Source organism: Micromonospora halophytica (assembly GCF_900090245.1).
In the GTDB taxonomy this organism is placed as follows: Bacteria; Actinomycetota; Actinomycetes; order Mycobacteriales; family Micromonosporaceae; genus Micromonospora; species Micromonospora halophytica.
Genome location: NZ_FMDN01000038.1, coordinates 1 through 20,440, shown reverse-complemented (window position 1 = coordinate 20,440; position 20,440 = coordinate 1). Strand labels below are relative to the sequence as shown.

The following is a 20,440-nucleotide window of genomic DNA, read 5'->3' as shown; positions in this document are numbered from 1 at the left end:
ATGGACGGCCCCGCCGTCGTCGCCGCCTACCACGACCTCTACCAGGTCGAGCGTTCCTTCCGGATGACCAAGTCCGACCTGGCCGCACGACCGGTCTTCCACCGCCTCGAAGACAGCATCCAAGCCCACCTGACCGTCGTGTTCGCCGCCCTCGCCATCTCCCGCGAAGCCCAAGCCCGCTCCGGGCTGAGCATCAACAAGATCCTCAAGACCCTGCGGCCCCTCCGCTCAGCCACCATCACCATCGGCACCCAGCAAGTAACCGCCCACCCGCGCATCCCCACCGAGACCCGAACCCTCCTGACCGCCCTCGGCTGGCGTGGTCACTAAACCGCTACAACTCAGGTCAGGCCCGAGCCCGACGATCCCACTACGCCCGACGCCTCAACCTCGAACTCCACCATGATCCCGAACGGCGGCTGCCGTACTAGTGATGTCGCCGTCGATCACACCGGCCGTTCGGGCGACCGGGAAAGTCGTGGTGGTCTTGCGCGGGTCGGTGCGTCGTACCGACATCGCTGTTGTCGCCGATGCCGCCGGCCGACTACTGCGAGAACATCGACCGATCCGGGTGGAAGTCGACATGTCGAGGCTGCTGGAGCTGGAGTCAGGGACCGCTGAGGCGATACTGGCGGTGCTGAGGACCGCCTCCCGGGAGGCACCGCCATAACTCGTCCCCGAGCGTACGGCAGCAGTTGCAGGCCGTCGACGGGGAACCCTACCTCGTCTGGGCTGTACTGGCGGCGGCGCTCGGATGGACGGACGGGAGCCGACGCCGCAGGCGAAGGCACCGCCGGCAGGATCCGCGACTCGGCCCAGCATGCTCGGCGGTCCCCTCATCTTCATGGCCCGGATCGGTGCCACTGGCGGCGCAGGCCAGCGGGTGGCCTGAGTAGGGGGAGTTGACGCTCTTGGGAACGGCCAGGTAGGGCACGATCTGATCCGCAGTCTGTCGCGCGCCACGGAAACGCACCCATAATGCACCGGCCACCCCACCTCGCATCGGATGCTGAGCCCCTCGCTCTGATCGCCTTGGCCCCGGAGACCTCATGACCGACGTCCATCCCCCTCAGCAGTTGGTCACGATCGACGGTGCACCGGCGCTACGACCGCGCGTCGGCCGCCTGCTCGTGCTGCTCTTCCCGGCTGTGGCGGCCATGTACGCGCTGTTCAACGGCATCTCGGCGGTCATCCTCCCGGCCCAGGTGGAGGCCGTGGACCCGACGTCGAAAGTCGGCAATCTCGCCTTGCTCACCACGCTCGCGGCTGTCGCGTCGATGGTCGCCATCCCCGCCGGTGGCGCTATCTCCGACCGCACCCGCTCCCGCTACGGACGTCGGACGCCATGGATCGCCGCAGCGGCCGCGGTCTCGGCCGTCGCCTGCATTCTGATGGGGCTGGCCGAGAGCCTGCCGGGGCTGATCGCGACCACCGTGGTGCTGTGGTTCGCGGCGAACTTCTACTCGGGCGCGGTCACTGCGATCCTCCCCGACCGCGTTCCCCCGCGACGTCGTGGCGTGGCGTCGGCCGTCATCGGGCTGGGCACCCCGGTCGGCATCGTCTTCGGCGTCCAGGTGGCCAGCCGGGTGGGCCACCTGACCGCCTACGCCGTCATCGGCGCGGTTCTGCTGGTCACCACCGCACTGCTGCTGCTCGGCGCCCGGGAGGGCTCAGCGCGCGGCCTGCCGGTCGCTGCGCGGAACCGGAGTAGTCCGGGGCAGTCCCTCCGGTCGTTCTTCGCCGCGTTCGCCACCCGGGACTTCCGACTGGCCTTCTTCAGCCGGTTCATGCTCTTCGCTTCCTACTTCGTGGTCAGCGGCTACACCTTCTACACGTTGCAGGACTATGTCGGCACCGGCAATGTGCCCGACGGCGACGTCGCGACGGCAGTGAGCACCCTGCTCACTCTGAGCGTCGGGGTCTGGGTGGTCGTTGCCAGTCTTGCGGGCTGGATCGCAGACAGGATGGACCGTCGCAAACTGTTCGTCGGGGCGAGCGCCCTCGGCGTCGCCGCGTCGATGACGATCCCCCTCGCCACGCCCACCTGGACGGGGATGCTGATCTACTCCGCCTGCCTGGGTGCCTCGATCGGCACCTACTTCGCCATCGACCTGGCGGTCATGTCCCTGGTGCTGCCGAACGCCGACAGCGAGGGCCGCGACCTGGGGATCCTTCAGGTGGCCACCGGCCTGCCCCAGCTGCTCGCCGGGGCGGTGGCCAGTGCGGTGATCACCTGGTGTGGCGGTTACCCCGCATTGTTCGTCTTCGGCGCCCTGAGTGCGGTGGTGTCGGGCCTGCTGATGCTCCGCATCCGCAGCATCCGGTGACCGGCCGGGGAGGAGACCGTGGCGGGCTGACAGCGGATGGCTCGGCACCTCGACTGATACCCTCCGTGGCGTGGATGGAGGTACATACCATTTCGATGGATACGAGTTTGATACCTCCCTCTACGAGCTTCGACGTGCGGGGAAGCGCATCCCGCTGGAACCCCGGGCGTTCGACGTCCTCCACCACCTGATCTCGCATCGTGACCGGGTCGTATCCAAGGAAGAGCTTCTCGACTCGGTGTGGGGCGACCGTTTCGTGAGCGACGCTGCGGTCACCACCGTGCTCCGGACCATCCGCGTGGCGATCGGTGACGCCGGCAGGGAACAGCGGCTGATCCGTACGGCATATCGCCGCGGTTACCAGTTCGTCGGAGCAGTCATGCAGGCGGCGGCAAGGGGCCGGCCAGGGTCAGGGCACGGCGTTCCCCTGCCCGCCCGGCTGGCGGTGTCGTCGGGCCTGGCTTTCGCGGGCCGGGAACACGAGCGCGCGGTGCTCGCGGACGTGTGGAAAGAGGTGACCGCGTCGGGACAGCGGCGGGTGGTGTTGGTCAGCGGAGAGGCGGGGATCGGCAAGACGACGCTGTGTTCGGTGTTCGCGGCAGCGGCGCACCGCGAGGCGGTGATGCTGTACGGGCGTTGCGACGAGGAGTTGTCCGTTCCGTATCAGCCCTGGCGAGAGCTGCTGACGAGCCTCGACCGCGACGCCCCCGACATCCTCGCCGGCCGTCGAGAAGCGCTCGCGCCGTTGTTGGGCGGTGCGTGCGCGGTGGACCTGGAATCGGATTCGGCCCGGTTCGCGCTCTACAACTCGGTCGTCGACGTGCTCGACGCCGTCTCGGTACGTGGTGGGCCAGCCGTCGTCGTGCTCGACGATCTGCACTGGGCGGACGTGCAGACGCTCGCTCTCCTGCGTCACCTCGTCGAGCGGGCCCTGACGACACCGGTATTGGTGATCGCGACGTTCCGGGATACCGATTTCGACGCCTCGCATCCGCTGGCCGCGTTGTTGGCCGCGACCCATCGTGAACCGGGCACCACCAGATTGGCCCTGCGGGGTCTCGACGACAGCGAGTTGCTCAGCTTCCTGGAGACGGTCGCGGGCCACGAGATGGACCGCGACGGGCTCGCGCTGTGTGACGTGCTGCGGGCCGAGACGGAAGGCAACCCGTTCTTCGTCACCGAGATCCTCCGCCACCTCACCGAGACCGGAGCCATCAGCCAACACGACGACGGCCGCTGGGCGGCTCCGACCTACCTGCGCAACCAGGGGCTGCCCGTCAGCGTGCGCGAGGTCGTGGGCCGCCGCGTCCAACGACTCGGCCCCGAAACTCGTAGGGCACTCGACACCGCGTCGGTCATCGGTCGGGACTTCGAGCTCGATCTCCTCTCCGAGCTGCTCAGCGAAGATCCCGCCCGAACGTTCGCGCGCCTCGTGCCGGCGGTGGACAACGCACTCGTCACCGACGCAGTCGGGCGGTTCGCGTTCACACACGCCATCGTCGCCCACACCCTGTATGCGGAACTGAGCCCCACCGCGCGTGCGTTCGGCCACCAGGCGGTCGCTGCGGCGTTGGAGCGACGTGTCGGCGACGACGCGGGCGAGCGGGCCGGCGAGATAGCCCACCACTGGATCCACGCCATCGGGCCTCAGAACCGCGACAAGGCAGCCTGGTATGCGCAGCAAGCGGGCGACTACGCGCTGACCCGCCTCGCGCCCGACGATGCGGTCGGCTGGTATCTCCGCGCCCTCGAACTCCTCCCCACCGACCACACGACCCAACGCTGTGAAACCCTCGTCGGCCTCGGTACCGCCCAGCGCCAGGCGGGCGACCCCGCACACCGCGATACGCTCCTCGACGCCGGCCGTCTCGCCATCGACCTGCACCACGACGAACTCCTCGTGCGTGCCGCGCTCGCCAACAACCGCGGCGACGTCAGTCAGTTCGGGGCCGTCGACGACGAACGGGTTGAGATCCTGCGGCGGGCGATCGCGGCACGGCCCCGCAAGGCCGACGGTGCGCTCCTGCACGCGATGCTCGCCATCGAGATTCACGCCGGGCCCGAGGAACAGGTCGAGGAAGCAGCCTCGGATGCGCTCGCGCTCGCCCGCGAGGCCGGCGAAGACCGCGTCATCGCGCACGTCGCGCGCCTCACCGAGAGCGCGCTACGCACGCTGGACGCGCTCGAACGCCGTGAACAGTTGTTACACGAGGGCATCGCCGCCTCGGAACGCACCGGCGACCCGCTGCTGCGCGGCATGCTCTCGATGTCCCACCACGAGATCGCACTCGAACGCGGCGACCGTGACACGATGAACCGGGAGAAGGACATCCGGGACACGTTCGCCAAGCGCAGCCCGGAACCCTTCGTCCGCTGGACCAACGCCCAGACACAGTCGATACACCTTTTCCTCGACGGCGACCTCGACGGGGCCGAAGCCGCCGCCCACGCCGCGTTCGAACTCGGCGTCGCCACCGGACAACCCGAGGCGTTCTTCGGCTACGCCGGCCAGGTCTTCCAGATCCGCCGAGCCCAGGGCCGCGTCGCCGAAGTCGCCGAGACCCTCGAGCAGGTCCTCGAAGAAAATCCCACGTTGCAGGTCTTCCGGGCCGGCCTGGCCCACGTGTGGTGCGAGCTCGGCCGCGAATCGGACGCCCGGGCGCTCGCCGACTCCCTCGACGTCTCCCCCGGCGGCGCACCCCAGTTCTGGTCGACGGCCCTGATGCTGTGGGCCGAGACCTGCCACACTCTCGCGCTTCCCGCGTCGGCGTCCCGACTCGTGTCGATCCTCGACGGTTGGCGGGGCCAGGTCGCCAGCACCGGCGCGACCACCGAGGGTGCCATCGCCTACGGACTCGGGCGCGCGCTGGCGACCCTCGGCCGCCTCGACGACGCGGCCGCCGCCTACGACCTGGCCCTCACCGTCAACCGCCGCCTCCGGGCCCCCCTGTTCGTCGCCCGCACGCAACTCGCCTGCGCCGAACTGCTCGCCGGGGCCGACCCTGACCGGGCACGCGCCCTCGCCACCGACGCGAGGGCGACCACCGGTCGATTCGGCTTCGCCGGCATCCGCCGCCACAGCGAACGACTCCTCGAACGCCTCGGTTAGCTCGCCGTTCACCTCCACCTACACCCCCAGGCGGAACGCCTCGATGTGCCGCTGACGGGCCGGCACCCGCAGTGCACGCAGGCTGCGCTGCACGGTGGCCGCCATCGCGGCCGGGCCGCACAGGTAGACGTCACGTTCGGCGATGTCCGGTACCAGGCCGCGCAGACTCTCGGGGCTGAACGGCTGGCTGCCGTCGGTGGTACGGCCGGTCAGCAGGTGCAACCGGGCTCCCCGGGCCTGCACCAGATTGCGCAGCTCGCCGATCAGCACCGCGTCGGCGGGCGTTCGCGCTCGGTAGAGGACCACGATGTCACCGGTCAGGTCCGGGTCCTCCAGAAGCGCCCGGATCGGCGTGATGCCGATGCCTCCGGCGATCAGCAACGCGTTCTGGCGGGTGCGGCTGGCGGTGGTGAGCGCGCCGTACGGTCCCTCGATGTAGACCCGGGTGCCCACCGGCAGCTGCCGCAGCCCGGCACTGGTGGAACCAATCGCCTTCGCGGTCAGCCGCAGGGTGCGACCGTCCGGTGCCGCCGAGAGCGACCACGGGTTGACCTGCCACCAGGAGTTGTGACCGGGGAACCGCCACCAGAAGAACTGCCCGGGCCGGGCGCGCAGCCTGTCGAGCCGGTCGCCACCGACGTACACGGAGACCGCCTGATCGGTCTCCGGGACGACGGCGACGACCCGCAGTCGGTGACGGGCGTTGCGCGCCAGAGGCACGAACAGCCGGTTGACGAGGAGCGAACCGATCGCGAAGGCCCACAGACCCCACCAGTACGCCTTGGTGAGAGTGCTGGACGCGAACGAGCTGCCCTCGTAGACCTGGTGGATCACCGACAGCACGATCATCACGTACACCACCATGTGGGTGGCGTGCCAGGCCTCGTAGGACATCCGGCGGCGGGCCATCCGCACCGAGGTGAACGCCATGACGCAAACCAGGCCTGCGGCGATCATGCCGAGCAGTACGGGCATCTGTTCGGCCAGATTCGGGATCTCGGCGAAGAACGAGATCTGGTCGAGCCGGGAGTACCCGAGCAGGACGAACGTCGGGTGCAGCACCACCAGCCAGAAGATCGTGAAGCCCGTCCAACGGTGCCAGTTGGTGAGCTTGTCCATGCCGATCCGCCGTTCAAGGAACGGCACGCGCCCGATCAGCAGCAGCTGAAGCGCCATCACGAAGCCCAGATGCAGGCCGAGGAACCGGCCGATCGCGGTCAGGGTGTTGGGCGCCGGCCTGCTCGGATTGACGAACATCACCTCGACGATCACCAGGTTGACCAGGAGGAACATCCAGAGTGTCAGGTAGGCGGCTCTGGACTGGCCGGTGCGGCGCACCTGCGGCGGAGTTGCGGTGTACATCGCGAACCTTCCTGAAACGGCCGGGGCCGGTGGGAGAGCGTGCCACGAGGGGGGCGAGAAGGGAAGCCTGGGGTCTACCGGGACGGCGCCGTCACCGTCACACCGATCTCCGGGAGGCGGACCTTCCCGTCGGCCTCCGCGTGCCAGCGCCAGCGGGCACCTGGTAGATCACCGAGCACGATCGCGACCTGCCCGCTGCCCGGCCCACACGCGGCCAGCAGGTGCGCAGCCTCGTCGGCCGACGGCCCCTCGGGGAGCACCGCCAGGGCGGTGAGGGTACGCCGGTGGGCGGCCAGGCGCACCATCCCGTCGTCGGTGCCGGGGCCGCGACCGGTCACCCGAAGATCGGTCACCGACCCCATGCGTACCGCGGTGGATGGCAGGCCCGGCGCCTCACCGCACAGTCCCGGCACCGACAACACCGGCAGATCCGGGCGGAACCGCGTCAGGTCGGCGAGGAGATTCGCCAGGACATCGATGGCGACCCCGGCGGATCCGCCGATCGCGAGGACCCCGTCGAGCCAGGTGAGGTCCACGAAGAGCGTTCCCTCCCCGCCGCCGCCGACCCGGACCAGGCACGGGGCGATCGCATCGCCCGGGGAAGGAGGGTTGCCGGACGCCTCCGCGGGGCGCGTCCACATTCCGTCCGTCTCGGCCTGCCACGGCGTGCGGGGCGCGTGATCGGCAGTCACCCAGGCGGTCACCGCACCCTCGCCCACACGCAGGGCGTACGCCTCGACCTGCTCGGCCGTCAGCTCGGCGGCGGCGTGCCAGGCCAGCGCGGGCCGGGCCCGGTCTGCGGCGAACTCGGCGGAGAGTAGGGCGCGTACCCGCATCCGCTCCTGGATCTGGCGGTGCCAGCGGGCGTTCTCGATGTATCCGTGGTAGCGGTCACGCACCCGGCGCACGATCCGGCGTCGGAAGATCACCAGGAGGCTGAGGAGCGCCAGGATCACCGCGCCGACCAGCGCGGACACCACCTTCCAGGTGAAGAACGAGGTTGCGCCGGAGTCCGGGGCCGACCCGACCCGGCCGAGCCGGACGTCCGGGCCGCTGGCGTCGGCCGGCAGCAGCAGGATCCACCCGGCGCGGACCTCGCCGGAGTCGGTGAGCGTCCCGCCGTCGCTCTGCGGCCGCCCGCGGTTCAGGCCGAGGATCTCGGTGGCGCGAGCCGGGTCGCCGAGGGTGCGCTGGGCGATCTGCGGCAGGGAGTCGGGGCGTCCGCCGTTGTTCTCGGGGGCGCGCACCACGGCGACCTTGACCACGTCGTCCGCAGCCGCCTGGGCGGCGGCCGGTGCGACAAGGGCGACGGTGAACACCAGGGCCACCAGCAGCAGAATCCGCCGGATCATCGGGCCGCAGTCCAGCCCTGAGCGGCGGCGCTGGCGATGATCGTGTCGGTGCTCTTGTCCGCGACGTTGCGGTACAGCGGCGATCCGTCCAGGGTCACCTGCTTGGTCCCGTCCTTGCGGCTCAACCACCAGACCCGGTCCCCGTCGATGCCATCGAGCTTCACTTTGCCGCCGTTCTGGGCGACCACCGGCTGCCACAGGGCCGCGCAGGCGCCCGTGCAGTTGCTGGCCGGCGGGTCGGTGTCGTCCTTGTCGAAGCGGTAGATCGTCGCGCCGTCGTCGTCGACGACGATCGGCCCGTCCTTGCTCTTCCTGGCGGTCAGCGTCCTGGTCCGATCCGGCGGCGCGGCCTTGACGACCACCGTGGCGATCAGCGGATCGATCGCCTTGCCGTCGGGCGCGAACGCGAACCAGGCGTTGTCGGCGCCCTGACCGTTGAGGTCACCGGGCACGGTGTCGCCGGTGAAGCGGTAGGCCGGCCAGCCTCCGATGGTGACCTGCACGCCACCGTCCGGCCGTCGGATCGCACCGATGTCGTCGGTCTTCATCCCGTCGACGAAGACCCGGCCCCCGGCCTGAATCAGCACCGGCGGCCAGTTCTTGACACACTCACCGGTGCACTTCGAGGTCGGCGGCTCGGCCGAGTCGCCGGCGAAGCGGTACAGGGTGAACCCGGTCACGTCGGTCACCGTCTCGCCGATGGACGCCTTGTTCGTGGAGAGCTGGACCCACTTCGCCGGTGCCGGGGCCTCCGCCGCCGCGGCGGTGGGCGCCGAGGGCTCCGTGGTGGCCGCGGGGTCCACCGGATCCGCCGTGTCCGCTGGTTTCGTGGAGGCCGCCGGAGCGGCGTCGTCGGCACGGCCGTCACCGGTCAGGCCGGCGCTTGCGGCCGGCGCGTCCACCAGCTGGATCTCGCCGCCGGCGAGGACGGGTGCCGGCGCCGGGGCGCTGGAGTCGTTGCCCGCGCAGGCGGCCGCGAGGAGCACCACCGCGGCAAGAGGGGCGGTCAGTGCGCGGGCCGGGGTCCGGGCCACGATGACACCTCCGGATTCGGTTGAAGTCGACAGGTACGGTCTGCACGACCCACCGGCCGATTCGGTTTGGTGTAAGTGATCCAGCTCACAGTCCACGAACCGTTCTGGGCGGCCCGATCGTGAAACGCCCATGGCCAGATCAGACATCGTGGTCCCGGGTGAGGATCTCCAGCAGGCGGCGGAGGCGATGCGCCGGGTACTTCAGACCATCAACGTGAAGCGGAGTTCCGCGGACTTCAACCGGGTCGTCGGCAGCCCGGTCCGCGACGCGGCCGAGAACTTCGAGGACCGCTGGGACGCCGGCCGCAAGCAGCTGCGTGAGGAGTGCGACGACATCGTGCAGGCGATCGACATGATCCTCGACGCCTTCACGGCGGTCGACGAGCAGGGTGGCAACAGCCTGGGCGGCGGCAGGTGACCGCCCCCGTGCACACCCCCGGATCGTTCACCTTCGAGGTGCCGGACGGCTGGCTCGACTACGACCTCGCAGGGCAGGACTTCAGCCGGCAGCAGAGCGAGCTGCGGGCGGCCGCGACCACTCCCGAGCAGCGCAGTGCCGTCGACGACGCGCTGCGCCAGGCCCGCCGCCTGTTGCGCACCGCCCGGCAGCGGGGCGCCGCCTCCGCAGCCGGACTGATCGCCCGCGACGACGACGGCGGGCTCCTCATGGCGTTCGTCGGGGTGTTCGGGGTGACCGTCCCGGACGGGACGCACCTGTCGGTGGCCGACATCGCCCAGCAGGTGTCCCGCCCGGCGCGGGTCGACGGCCACGGCGACCGCACCGTCACCTCGACGACCATTCCCGGCGTCGGGGTCGTCGCCCGGATCACCGGCACCGAGATCGTCGAGCTGACCGGGACCACGTCCGCCGTGATGGTCGCGATGCACACGATCGTCCCGGTCCCGGCGCAGCCCGGGTCGTACCTGGTGGTCAGTTGCATGAGCCCGAACCTGCCGCTCGCCGACGCGCTCCACGACGTCTTCGATGCGATCACCGGCACACTGCGCTTCACCTGACCGCCTGGCCCGCCTGACACAGCCTGGCCCGGCCCGGCGCACGAGGGCCGGTGCTGCCACCTGGCAGCACCGGCCCCCATGTGTTCAGTCCGCCTTCGGCACCTGCACGGCGGTCAGCACCCCGTCGCCCAGGTGCAGGTAGGCGCGCCCCGGCTGGGCGGCCTGCCCGACGATGCCCCGCGGGATCCGCATGCCGATCAGCTCACCGTCGGTGATGCTCTGCGGGCCGATCAGCAGGCCAGCCCGGTTGCGCTTGAGCTGCGTCAGCCAGCCGGCCAGACCGAGGCTCAACGCCTCCGCATTGCCTGCCACCACCAGACCCCACCCGTTGCCCGCCGCACCGCGGGCCAGCATGTTCAGGTCACCGTCGATGTCCGACTGGGCGAGCAGCTCGGCATCGTCGACCACCACCGCCCCGGTCTCCTCCGGAATGCTCTTCAGCAACTGCCGGAAGTCCACCGCGGCGACCCCGGCATCGGTCACCACCCCGGTCACCCCCGGATGCCCGGCCAGGTCCCGCAACGGCGAGCGGCGTGGTGCCACCACCAGCAGCCCCGTGCCGTTCTCCAGCAGCGAACGGGCCACCGTCAACAGCGCCGTGCTGCGACCCGACCGGGGCGGGCCGCCGATCGCGAAGGTCGGGATGTCGACGAAGTCCGGCCCGAGAGGGACCACCTCGTCGCCGCCCACCCCGACGAACGCGCTGAGGGCCCTGCCCTTCTCCGGCGCCATCCGGCGCACCTCGGCGTACCCGATCAGGTCGGGCAGCGCCGCGAACCGGCGGGGCCGGGCGGTCGCCGGCACCGCGGCGTCCCGGTCGGTGATCCGCCTGGCCCCCTCGGTCAGCGCCGCTGCCTGCCCCTGCCCCGTGGTGTCCGGAGCGAGCACGGCGATCTGCGCCTCGGCGTGATCGGAGATCCGGATCGCTCGGCCCGGACCCTGCTCCGGCGGCACGTCCCTGAGGTTCAGACCCAACAGCGAGTAGTCGCTGCGATCGTTGAGGCGCAGCACCAGCTTCTCCTCGGTGGCGCCGGCGAAGCGGCCAGAGCCGAGCACCTTGTCGCCAGCCAGCACGACGTGGATGCCCACCCCGGCGCCGTCGCGCAACAGCCGGCTCAGCCGCTCCAGGTAGCTGCCGTTGTCGTGAGTCGCGAAGTCCCGCTCGAACACCTCGAAACGGTCCACCAGCAGCATCAGGTGCGGCAGGCGCTGCTCCGGCGGGGCACTCCGCCGCTGCTCCGCCAGGTCCGCCACCCGCTGCTCGCCGAAGAGCGACTGCCGCCGGGTCAACTCGGTGTTGAACCAGGTCAGCATGCGATCCAGACGCTCGGTCTGCAACCGGTCCACCACCGCACCGCAGTGCGGCAGACCGGCCAGCGGCAGGAGCGCCCCATTGCCGCAGTCGATGGCGTAGACGTGCACGTCGGCGGTGGAATTCCGGGCGGCCAGCGCGGCCACCAGGGTACGCAGCGCCTGCGAACGGCCGCTGCGGCTGGACCCGATGAAGAAGACGTGGCCGGTACGGTCGGGGTCGAACAGCAGTGGCTCGCGGCTCTGCGCAGCCGGCAGGTCCACGATGCCGTACGCCACCGCACCCAGATCGCCCGGCACCGCCGCGACCGCCGGCTGCGGCACCTCCGCCCACTGGGTCACCTCGGCCAGCGGCGGCAGCCACGGGCTCGGCTGCCTCGGCACACCCATTCGCTCGGTCGCCGCGACGATCGCACCGACCAGTTCCCGCAGGTCGGTGTCGGCCACACCCACGGCCGAGGCCGGGGCAACCCTGCGGGCCGAGACCGGGTCGCCCAACCGGGTCCAGTCCACATGGGTGACCTCGACGCGCACCTGGTCGGCCCGCTCCCCCAGCACCGGCCGCTTGCCGCCGATGCGCCCGGCCTGGAACGGCAGCAGCGCGGCGTATCCGAGGCGGGCGTACGCCCGGCCCGGCGTGCGCGGCGACAACTCACCCGCATCGGGTGCGTCGATGATGTCCCGGCTCTCGCCCTGGTCAGTGGTCCGCAGCGCGATTCGCAGGTTCGTGTTCGCCCGGATGTCCGGGGTCACCGCGCCGGACGGACGCTGCGTCGCCAGCACCAGATGGATGCCGAGCGACCGGCCCCGCTGCGCGATGTTGACCAGACCGGTGACGAAGTCGGGCAGTTCCCGCACCATCGACGCGAACTCGTCGATCACCAGCACCAACCGCGGCATCAAAGGCATGCTCCTGTCCCGGGCCCGGCGCTCCTGGAAACGGACGATGTCGGAGACGCCGGCATCGGCCAGTACGTGTTCCCGCCGGCGCAGCTCCGCGCCGAGCGAGGTCAGCGCCCGCTCCACCAGATGGGTGTCCAGGTCGGTCACCATACCGACGGTGTGCGGCAGTTGCTCGCACTCGGCGAAGGCGCTGCCGCCCTTGTAGTCGACCAGCACGAAGGTCATCTCGTCCGGCCGGTTCGCCACGGCCAGCGTGGCCACCAGGGTCTGCAGCAGCTCCGACTTGCCTGCTCCGGTGGTTCCCGCGATCAGGGCGTGCGGCCCGTCCCGGACCAGGTCGATCGCGAACCGGCCGTCCAGTCCGGCGCCGAGCACCGCCTCGGTGCTCCGCGGCCGGACCGCCCAGCCCGCCTCGATCTTCTCCGGGGTCGGCGGCTCCAGGTCCAGGATGTCGAGCAGGCGGGCCGACTGCGGCAGGACCGCATCGTCCCCGTCACCGGCCGCGCCCAGCGGCGCCATGCGCCGGGCCGCCCGCTCGTACCATCCGGCGTCCGGTTCGTCGGCACGGATGCCGACGACCTGCGCCGCCTTGGCGGTACGCAGCGAGGCCCCGCCCGCACCGGACACCACCACGGCCCGGCACTCCTCCGGCAGCAGCCGCTCCTCCGGCTCCAGGCAGAGCACGTAGACGCCGACCGCGGGCCCGTCACGCAGCAGCGTGACCGCGCCGGGCATCGACCGCAGCCGCCGCGCGCCGTCGAGCACGACCAGGATGTCCGGCTCCCCGGTGGTCCCGCCCCGCTCGGCACCGTTCTGCCGGTCACCGGCGGACCTCGCCGCGATCACCCGGTTCAGCTCGGTGATGCGCCGCGACACCGACTCGGCGCTGGTGCCGATCCGCACGTACGCCTCCTCGCTGTCGGGCCGGACGTGCGGCAGCCAGCGCAGCCACGACCAGCGCTGCTCGCCGGAGGCCTCGGTCAGCACACAGATGCGCAGGTCATCGGGGCTGTGCAGGGCCGCCGCCTGCGCCACCAGCCAGGGTGTCAGGCGGGCCAGGCGGTCCCCGGCCACACCGACCACGCCGCTGTCGCGCACGTCAACGGCCACCGGAACCTGCCCCAGCTCGGGCACGGTGATCCGGCGATGCTCGTCCAGCGCCGGGTCCTCCACCCGGACCGCCGACGGCATCGAGCACGTGCCGACCCGCAACGCGAGGAAGTCGTCGTCGCGCCACCGACGCTCCCACAGCCGCTCGCCGGGCAGAGTGGCGATCCGTCCGGTGGATGCCGGGTCCGGGTAGGCGTACCGCCGGGCGCGCTGCTCCTCAAGAACAGCCTCGTCGATGTCGGCCCGCACCCGGGCGAGCTTCTCCTCGTACTCCTGCGTCTGCTCGGCGAAGCTCTGCCTGCCGCGCCGCTTGGTGCCGAACTGGGTCAGCAACGCACCCAGCGGCGAGACCAACGCCAGGAAGATGAACCGCCAGTTGCCCGTGGCGAGGATGCCCACCAGGGCACCGATCGCCGGCATCAACAGCAGCGTCACCAGCGGGATGGGACTCTTGTCCGGCTTGGTCGGCTCGACCGGCAGCCGGAACTGTCCGCCCGGGATCTGCGGGAAGAACCGCGGCTGGCGGTTGAACTCCCAGGTGAAACCGTCCGGCGCGCGAGTCAGCGGAGCCCGCAACGGCACCCCCGCCGCCAGCTCCAGCAGGATGCCGCCGATCGCCACCTGGCGGCCCGCCGGCCACTCGGCGGTGCCGTCCAGTGGCTTGCCGTCCATCTCCATCGCCGACACGGCGGTCACCTCGACCGTGCGCCCCGCGGTGACCAGCAGCCGGGCGGCGACCGGTGGCACATCGCCGGCCAGCCGCACCCGGCAGGCGGGCGCACTGCCCACCTCGTACTCCCCGGGCGGCAGGAGCACGATGCCCCCGGCGCCCGGACCGCCCACCAGCCGCACCTCCACGGCACCGGCCCGACCGGCCGGGGGCCGCGCCGGACGGTTGAGGCCCAGCTCGGCGCCGGCGCCGATCCTCGCCTCGGCCAGCGACAACCGCGGGTCCAGCGGGGTGACACCGTGAAAGAGCGTGCCCGGACGCCCGCCGACGGCACCGGCCAGCTCGGCGGTGAACGCACCCACCGAGGTGCCCGGCTCGGCCTCCACCACCAGCGGCTCCGCAGCCGGCGAGGCGTCGGACAGCACACTGACATTGAGACGCACTTCGATCCTCCTCCTTTCGTCAACAGCGGACACGCCCGGTGCGGATGTGCTCCGGGCGTGTCTGAGGGTCTGCCGCCGCTGCCGTCAGCCGAGGCGCGAGCCGAGATCCTGGTCGGTGGAGGCGAACGCCTCCCCGACGGAACGGACGTAGTTGCCGATCCCCTGCAGGCCCTGGTTCACCTGGTCGAAGCCCTTGGCGAACTCGTCGAAGAAGGGCTGGAACTTCTGCTGTGCCGCTGGGGTGCGATAGCCCTGGGCGAGCAGGTTCTGCACCTTGCCTCGCACCTCGACCAGTTTGTCCTGCAGCTGGGTGAAGTCGTTCAGCAGCGCCGCCGAAGTCTGGGCTGTCTCGTCACTGTTGACCGCGAAATCGGGCATGGTGATACTCCTTGATCTCTCTGAGTGGTCGCCGGCCCTCGACCGGCGAAGTCGCTACCTGCGGAATCTCTTGGTGAACCCGGTCCTGTCGTCCTGGGCCGTCGCGGGCGCGCCACCAACCTGGACCGTGGCGTCGGCCAGTGCATCGTCCTCGTCCTCGCCCTGCCGGTTCTCGATGGCGGTCGAGGCGGCGTGGCCCGCTATGTCGGAGGAGGTTTCCTTGACGGCCTGGACCGCACGTTTCTCGATGTCGTCGTCGGCGTCCGGCCGCGTATCGGCGTTCCGGGCGTCGGGGGTGTCACCGGCAGGGGACGGCGGCCCTGCCGCCTGCGGACCGGGGTCCTGTCCGGCTCCGGCATCGGACTCCGATCGCGGCCGCGATCCGCCCGGACCGGACGTCGTCCCGCCGCCCGCACCCGCCGGGGGTGTGGCCGGCGCACCATCGGCGCCGGGGACAGCGGGCGTCGCGGTGCCGGGGACAGCGGGCGTCGCGGTGCCGGGGACAGCGGGCGTCGCGGTCGGCGGCGGCTCCGAGTTCCCGGTCTCCCGACCGGTGCCGGACGCGCTCGCGGACTCCGGGCCAGTGCCACCCGACGGCGGCGCAGCCGGCTCCGGGCTCTGCTGTCCGGTCGGCCCGGACGGGACCTCGGGCGCGACGCCGTCCGGTGTCGGCCCTCCCGGCCCAGATCCGGCCGGAATCGAGTCGACCGGCGCCGGATCGGCCCGGGCCGGGGCTGCGGGGACAGGCCCCTCCTGCACCGGGCCCCCGGTGCCTCCCCCGTTCGTCGGCGCGGGGCCGGGCGTGGAGCCGGCCGTGCCTCCGTCCGCACGGCCCACGGGCTCCTGGGAACCACTCCCCGTATCCGTCACGGCCTGTCCTTCGCCGGGGTCTGCGCCACCGGCCGGGCCGCCGCCGTCCGGTGACGAGGTCCCGGTGTCCGCATCGGAGCCGACCGCAGCCGGGTCACCTCCTGCGGGGATCCTGGTCCCATCCGACTTCGGCTCCGGAGTGTTGGCCGGGGCGCCGGTTCCTGCCCCGGCACCTGGGGTAGCCGGAGCACCTTGGGTAGCCGAAGCACCACCGGCCGCCGGAACGGTCGGCGCGGCGCCGACCGCAGGGTCGTTCCTGGCGGGGCCTGCCACCGGTGCGGCGTCCGTGGAAGGTCGAGCGTCCGTGGGAGGTGGAGCGTCGGCGGACGCGCTGCCACCGCCCGGTCCACCGCTACCGGACGTGCCACCGCCAGCGGACGCCTCGCCCCCACTGGATGCTGCACCCCCGCTGGATGGCCCGCTCCCGCTGGCTGGCCCCTCGTTGCTGGATGGTCCGTCACCAGCAGAAACGCCGGTGTCGCCCGACGTCCTGCCCCCAGCCGGGACGTCGCCGCCGCCCGACGGCACGTCGAAGTCCGCACCGCGGGAACCACCTTTCTGGAACCCGTCGACGACCCCACCGGCCGCCGCGCCGGCCGCCGCGCCGCCGAAGATCGAGGCGGCGTTGAAGCCCGCGCTGTCCTTGTTGCCGAGTTTGTTGAGTCCGACGGTGGCGACCTCCTCGACGACGCCCTTGCCGAAGTCCGTCACCACCTGCCTGCCGAAGGCGCCGCCCCGGCCGCCGAACGTGAGGACCCCGGTGATCAGTTTGTTGTTCTTGCCGATCTCACCGAAAGCCTTGGCGCCGCTGCGAGCAGTCGCGACCAGCCCGGGTGCCACGCTCTTCGCGCCACGCGTGAACGAGCCGATCAGCTTCGCGCCGGGGACGAGAGTCACCAGGCCCACCAGGAGGGTGCCCAGTTCGAAGTTGCCGTTCGCGGCCTGGACCGCCGCCGTGACTACGACCGCCACCAGGGCGAGCACGATGCCGACCACGGGCAGGACCACCCCTACGATCGCGATCGCGATGTCGATGATCAGCCGGAAGATCGGGTTGTTCCGGAAGAAGTCGCCGATGCGTTGGAAAAATCTTCGCCGGGGCGGCGGTTTGATCGCTTTCGAGGCGGCGTCGTCGAGCGCCTGGTTACATCGCGCGGAGGCCACCTCTCGCAGCCGGCGGGCGTCCGCGGCGAGCCGCTGGGCAGCCGAGAGTTCAGCGCGTGCCCCGGCGATCTCGTCGGCCTGCGCCTGCACCTCCGCGATCTCCGCGGGCGTGGCGGCTGCCGGCGACTTCGGCGCCGTACGCCGGGCGACACCCACGGCGGCGGTGGCCTGATCCATCGCTGTGTCGATCCGCGTCTGCTGGTCACGCAGCGCCCGGGCATACGTCCGGTACGCCTGCGCCGCCGCGTCGAACGAGTCGACCGTCTGTTGCAGCTTTCGCGGCAGCTTGTCGAGCATGTCGCGGAGCTTCTCCATGGACTCACCGCGCGCCTGCGACAGCGAACCGCCACGGCCCAGGACCCGTACGCCGGTCTGGGCGTCGTCCCGGATCTCCTCGTAGAGGCGAGCCAGTTGGTCGATCTGGTCCGGATCGCCCGGGGTCGGGTCCCCGGCCATGCCCAGAATGTCGAACCCGGAGGTGTGCCGCCTGCTCACGGGAGGTCCTCCGAACGGGTCGACGGTGCGGAGCCGAACTCCGGCATCAGTGGCACCAGTTCGGCGCGCAGCGCCCTGATCGCATAGTGGGCGCGCGACTTGACTGTTCCGGGCGGGATGCCGATGGACTTGGCCGCCTCGGTCACCGTGCTGCGGCGAAAGTAGAGCTCGAAGATCACGTCGCGGTGCTCGGCGGTGAGCCGACGCAGTGCGGGCATCAGGTAGGCGGTGGCCACGACCGCGTCGGCGTGATCCTGCACCGGGCGTTGCAGGACGGCCCATGTCTCGTCGGCCACCGGGTACGCCCGCCGTCCCCGCAGCACGTCGACAGCGGCGTTGTGCGCGACCGTGTACAACCAACTGCGAACCGACCCCTCCCGCCCGAACAGAGCCCGCCGATGCCGCCACGCCCGCAGCAGCGTCTCCTGGTACACGTCGTCGGCGATGCTCCGGTTCCCGGTCAGCCGGGCAACGTACGCCCGCACCGGCTCGCCGTAGCAGGCCACCATGTCCGCATAGCCCTGTTCGGCGGTGGGCGCGGGGTCCGGGACACGTACTGTCTCCACAGTTCCGGTCTGCCTGTGTGCCCGGGCCGTGGCCGCCTCACGCGGTGATCCACCGCGACCGCTCCGAACGGCGTTGCGGGCACCCTGCCTTACGGCATGCTGGAGCTCCTGCTGTGATCCGACGCCGACGGAATCGGTGGCGATAGCCTGGCCCGTAGTCACTGCGGCAATCTCCCCCTCGACATGCGGGCCCGCCGGTCCGGGCCCGTGCAAAGCCTGCGGGAGTCGGCCGCTCTGACACTTGTCGGTTGTCTGAGGAATTTCTGAGGACGGGCGGAAGAACCACATGGATTCGCCCGCTGCCGGACAGCCGCAGGCAGCTGGAGATGGCCCTGGCCGGTGACGGTGAAGACACCCTGCCGGTCCAGCCGGACGACGATCCTGAGCCCTCGCGGATGTGCAGCCGCGTGCCCGTCCCCCATCCGGGGGCCGGATGACCGTACGGTCGGCGATCCGGCCGCTACTGTCGATGGCAGTGAGGCCGTACACCATCGTGCCGGCGCATGGCGTCGGACGACCGGCAGCGGCGGGCGGCGAGTAGCTCCACCACCAGGCCGACGGTGGCCCTGCTACCGATCCGACAGTCGCACGGGAGGGATGACAGGAGCCACGGAACGATCAGCCACGACAATCGCCCCCGATCGAGACAGGGTCGATCGAGGCAATCGTTGCTGCCGGTCGGTGACCGCCATCATCGGGAGCCGCAAGGTTTGCAGTGCCCAGCGCTACCGGGTCCGTCCGCCCCGTCGGCTCGGGCACCAGCGGGTCGCGGCCCGGGATGGTCGACCGGAGGCTGCCGACGGCCAGCGCGAGAACTTCGAACCCCGCAGGCGGCGGCACCCGACCCGCGTTCAGTGCGGATCGGCACGCGTGTGTTCGTCCTTTCCAGCGATCATCATCAGGCCGCGGGCAGATCCTGGGAGATCAGATGGCCGGCAGGTCGATGTCGTACCAGCCGGCGACACCACTCAGACGTACGATCTGGGCGGGAGGTAGAGACATGGCCAGCGGCAATGGCGCACCGCCTGGGTCACGGTATGTGGACCAGCGGCACTTTGTGGTCGCCGCCACCCTGTCCGACCTGCGCGGTCCGGTTCGCGGTGTGGTGACGCTCGATCGGTGGCTGGACTGGTCCGGCGACAGCACCTATGACCTGGACGACGCCGGTGATCTGCAGCTGATGTACCAGACGGTGCTGAACCAGGCTAATTCGGTCGACGACTTGCGCCGGTGGTTGCACGGCCCGACTTTGCGCCGTTTGTGGCCCAGCTTGTGGCTCCCGGCCCGGCTGCGGGCGTTGTGGCAGGCGCGCTTTCCCGAGCTGAGCACGCCGCCGCAGACGCTGGCCGGGTAAGGGTGGATCAGGTTCACCTCCGCCTGGCGGAGATCGGGCTGCGGGTCGCTGCCCGCTACGGATTCGCGTTGGCCGGTGGCTACGCCGTACAGGCCCACGGCATCCTCGACCGCCCGAGCGAGGACATCGACCTGTTCACGGCGTGGGAGCGGCGTGGCGAGTTCGCCGCAGCAGTGGACGCGGTAGTCGACGGCTACCGCGACGGCGGGTATTCCGTCGAGGTGACGCAGCAGTTCGACACCTTCGCCCGACTCGCGGTCACCGATCCCGCTCAACCTGCCCATCCGTACAAGGTCGAACTGGCGGCCAACTGGCGCGCGTTGCCGCCGGTGATGATGGACGTCGGGCCGGTGCTGCACGCCGACGACGTCGTCGCGGGCAAGATGTCCGCCCTGTATACGCGCGCCGAGCCCCGCGACTTCCTGGATATCGACGCGGCCCTCATGACCGGTCGCTACACCCGGACACGGCTGTGCGAGCTGGCCGAACAATCCGACGCGGGATTCGACCGGCGCATCCTGGCGGACCTGTTCGGCATGCTGGAGCGCTACCCGGACCGACGTTTCGCCGCCTACGGCGCCCACCCCGCCCACATCAGCGAAATGCGCAAACGCTTCGCGCAATGGCGCGAAGAACTCAGCGCCGACCTGCCCTAGGCCGCGTTTCATAAGCGGGGTAGCCACTCGTTGATCATGGAGATGTGCACGGTGGCTTCATAGCGGACAGCGAGTTTGTCGTAGCGGGTCGCCAGGGCGCGGTTGCGTTTGAGCCGGTTGATGCCGCATTCCACGGCGTGACGCTGCTTGTAGGCGACGGGGTCGAACGTGGGTGGTCGGCCGCCCTTCGACCCCTTCTTGCGCCGGTTGGCGGCCTGGTCGGCCTTGATCGGGATGGTGGCCTTGATACCGCGCCGACGCACGTGGTCACGGTTGGCCTTCGAGCTGTACGCCTTGTCAGCCAGGACCCGATCGGGTC

General features: G+C 71.0%; 15 protein-coding genes. 7 read left to right on the top strand and 8 right to left on the bottom strand.

Translation table 11 applies throughout. The features are described 5' to 3' along the window. The 3 genes from GA0070560_RS27240 to GA0070560_RS27230 form a co-directional block, all read left to right on the top strand. Positions 1 to 330, top strand: a 330-nt coding sequence (locus tag GA0070560_RS27240) for an IS1634 family transposase (RefSeq protein WP_425412726.1), incomplete at its 5' end; no start/stop codon positions are given. A gap of 719 nt (positions 331 to 1,049) precedes the next feature. Beyond that, on the top strand, positions 1,050 to 2,327 hold the full coding sequence (locus GA0070560_RS27235; RefSeq protein ID WP_091302906.1) for an MFS transporter: 1,278 nt from the start codon (positions 1,050 to 1,052) through the stop codon (positions 2,325 to 2,327). Between the two features lie 70 nt (positions 2,328 to 2,397). Then, on the top strand, positions 2,398 to 5,436 hold the full coding sequence (locus tag GA0070560_RS27230; RefSeq protein WP_091302904.1) for an AAA family ATPase: 3,039 nt from the start codon (positions 2,398 to 2,400) through the stop codon (positions 5,434 to 5,436). Positions 5,437 to 5,454: 18 nt separating this feature from the next. Here GA0070560_RS27230 and GA0070560_RS27225 read toward each other — a convergent pair whose 3' ends face one another. From GA0070560_RS27225 to GA0070560_RS27215, 3 genes are all read right to left on the bottom strand, one after another. Beyond that, positions 5,455 to 6,798, bottom strand: a complete 1,344-nt coding sequence (locus tag GA0070560_RS27225; protein WP_091302902.1) for a ferredoxin reductase family protein — start codon at positions 6,796 to 6,798, stop codon at positions 5,455 to 5,457. A 74-nt stretch (positions 6,799 to 6,872) separates the two neighbouring features. After that, positions 6,873 to 8,150 carry a LysM peptidoglycan-binding domain-containing protein gene (locus GA0070560_RS27220; RefSeq protein WP_091302900.1) on the bottom strand — a complete coding sequence of 426 codons (1,278 nt, stop codon included), beginning with the start codon at positions 8,148 to 8,150 and terminating at the stop codon, positions 6,873 to 6,875. After that, positions 8,147 to 9,184, bottom strand: coding sequence for a hypothetical protein (locus tag GA0070560_RS27215; protein WP_091302898.1), 1,038 nt, complete (start codon positions 9,182 to 9,184; stop codon positions 8,147 to 8,149). The genes GA0070560_RS27220 and GA0070560_RS27215 overlap by 4 nt, the downstream gene beginning before the upstream one ends. A gap of 130 nt (positions 9,185 to 9,314) precedes the next feature. Between GA0070560_RS27215 and GA0070560_RS27210 the strand changes: the two genes are divergently transcribed. Together GA0070560_RS27210 and GA0070560_RS27205 are read left to right on the top strand one after the other, a co-directional pair. Beyond that, a complete protein-coding gene (locus tag GA0070560_RS27210) occupies positions 9,315 to 9,602 on the top strand; it encodes a hypothetical protein (protein WP_139131615.1) in 288 nt (95 codons plus the stop codon). Then, the gene (locus tag GA0070560_RS27205; RefSeq protein ID WP_091302895.1) at positions 9,599 to 10,201 is read left to right on the top strand and encodes a hypothetical protein; all 603 of its coding nucleotides are present in this window, start codon (positions 9,599 to 9,601) and stop codon (positions 10,199 to 10,201) included. Before GA0070560_RS27210 ends, GA0070560_RS27205 begins: the two co-directional genes overlap by 4 nt. Before the next feature lie 84 nt (positions 10,202 to 10,285). Here GA0070560_RS27205 and GA0070560_RS27200 read toward each other — a convergent pair whose 3' ends face one another. The 4 genes from GA0070560_RS27200 to GA0070560_RS27185 all read right to left on the bottom strand — a co-directional run bounded on the left by GA0070560_RS27200 (position 10,286) and on the right by GA0070560_RS27185 (position 18,111). Further along, the gene (locus GA0070560_RS27200; protein ID WP_091302893.1) at positions 10,286 to 14,638 is read right to left on the bottom strand and encodes an FtsK/SpoIIIE domain-containing protein; all 4,353 of its coding nucleotides are present in this window, start codon (positions 14,636 to 14,638) and stop codon (positions 10,286 to 10,288) included. An 84-nt stretch (positions 14,639 to 14,722) separates the two neighbouring features. Further along, entirely contained in the window at positions 14,723 to 15,016 is a 294-nt protein-coding gene (locus GA0070560_RS27195; RefSeq protein ID WP_074472999.1) for a WXG100 family type VII secretion target, read from the bottom strand. Positions 15,017 to 15,070: 54 nt separating this feature from the next. Next, the gene (locus GA0070560_RS27190; protein WP_091302890.1) at positions 15,071 to 17,545 is read right to left on the bottom strand and encodes a hypothetical protein; all 2,475 of its coding nucleotides are present in this window, start codon (positions 17,543 to 17,545) and stop codon (positions 15,071 to 15,073) included. Then, positions 17,542 to 18,111: a sigma-70 family RNA polymerase sigma factor gene (locus GA0070560_RS27185; RefSeq protein ID WP_245675749.1), complete on the bottom strand. Its 570-nt coding sequence runs from the start codon at positions 18,109 to 18,111 to the stop codon at positions 17,542 to 17,544. Before GA0070560_RS27185 ends, GA0070560_RS27190 begins: the two co-directional genes overlap by 4 nt. Positions 18,112 to 19,111: 1,000 nt before the next feature. Between GA0070560_RS27185 and GA0070560_RS27180 the strand changes: the two genes are divergently transcribed. Together GA0070560_RS27180 and GA0070560_RS27175 are read left to right on the top strand one after the other, a co-directional pair. Further along, complete coding sequence (locus GA0070560_RS27180; RefSeq protein WP_091302886.1) at positions 19,112 to 19,465, top strand: hypothetical protein; 354 nt, start codon at positions 19,112 to 19,114, stop codon at positions 19,463 to 19,465. 2 nt (positions 19,466 to 19,467) lie between these two features. After that, positions 19,468 to 20,121: a nucleotidyl transferase AbiEii/AbiGii toxin family protein gene (locus GA0070560_RS27175; protein ID WP_091302884.1), complete on the top strand. Its 654-nt coding sequence runs from the start codon at positions 19,468 to 19,470 to the stop codon at positions 20,119 to 20,121. Positions 20,122 to 20,129: 8 nt separating this feature from the next. Here GA0070560_RS27175 and GA0070560_RS27170 read toward each other — a convergent pair. Next, positions 20,130 to 20,440: transposase (locus tag GA0070560_RS27170; RefSeq protein WP_139131614.1), on the bottom strand; the 311-nt coding region annotated here is incomplete at its 5' end.

Coding starts and splice junctions, on each gene's coding strand:
- GA0070560_RS27235 (WP_091302906.1), top strand. CDS start 1,050: ATGACCGACGTCCATCCCCCTCAGCAGTTGGTCACGATCGACGGTGCA.
- GA0070560_RS27225 (WP_091302902.1), bottom strand. CDS start 6,798: ATGTACACCGCAACTCCGCCGCAGGTGCGCCGCACCGGCCAGTCCAGA.
- GA0070560_RS27220 (WP_091302900.1), bottom strand. CDS start 8,150: ATGATCCGGCGGATTCTGCTGCTGGTGGCCCTGGTGTTCACCGTCGCC.
- GA0070560_RS27210 (WP_139131615.1), top strand. CDS start 9,315: ATGGCCAGATCAGACATCGTGGTCCCGGGTGAGGATCTCCAGCAGGCG.
- GA0070560_RS27195 (WP_074472999.1), bottom strand. CDS start 15,016: ATGCCCGATTTCGCGGTCAACAGTGACGAGACAGCCCAGACTTCGGCG.
- GA0070560_RS27180 (WP_091302886.1), top strand. CDS start 19,112: ATGGCCAGCGGCAATGGCGCACCGCCTGGGTCACGGTATGTGGACCAG.